This is a genomic window from Herbiconiux daphne (genome assembly GCF_024979295.1).
In the GTDB taxonomy this organism is placed as follows: Bacteria; Actinomycetota; Actinomycetes; order Actinomycetales; family Microbacteriaceae; genus Herbiconiux; species Herbiconiux daphnes.
Window position 1 is genome coordinate 1 of the sequence record NZ_JANLCJ010000550.1, and the last position, 605, is coordinate 605.

Below are 605 nucleotides of genomic sequence, written 5' to 3' on the forward strand. Positions count from 1 at the left end.
GTGGTGGTGAAGGTATTAACCCGCTTGACGAAAACTCTCAGCTAGGCAAAGATTACATACAAGCGATGGAATATTGTTTACGCTGGGCATTGTTCAATCGTGAAAAGATGATGCGTAACATCTGTGATGCTTTAGGTGCCACATTCTACGAAGAAACTATGGTTAATCGTAACCATAATCATGCGGAGAAAAAAGATGGTTTATGGATTCATCGAAAAGGCGCTACTCACGCTGAAGATGGTATGTTGGGTGTTATTCCGGCTAATATGCGTGATGGTGTCTATCTTGTGCGTGGTCGGGGCAATGCTGACAGCCTGTGCAGCTCATCTCATGGTGCGGGTCGTGTTATGTCTCGCTCCAAAGCAAAGAAAACGTTCAGTTTGACCGATTTCCGTGATATTATGCACGGAGTAAATCCTGATGGTTTTACTATTGATGAATCTCGTATCGACGAGTGCCCCAATGCGTATAAACCTATTAGTGAGGTAATGAGTAATCAGGAAGATTTGATTGAAATCATTACTCACATCAAACCAATTGTTAATGTAAAAGGGTAAGTAATGGAAAAACATTTTGAATCAGTAAAATATGATTCCTCAGGGAAT

Annotated in this window: 1 protein-coding gene; it reads left to right on the forward strand. The window is 41.2% G+C overall.

Annotation, left to right across the window (positions count from 1 at the left end; translation table 11 throughout):
- Nucleotides 1–557 (forward strand): RtcB family protein (locus N1032_RS26385; RefSeq protein ID WP_259543612.1); only part of this gene is annotated, 557 nt, incomplete at its 5' end.
- Nucleotides 558–605 lie beyond the last annotated feature (48 nt).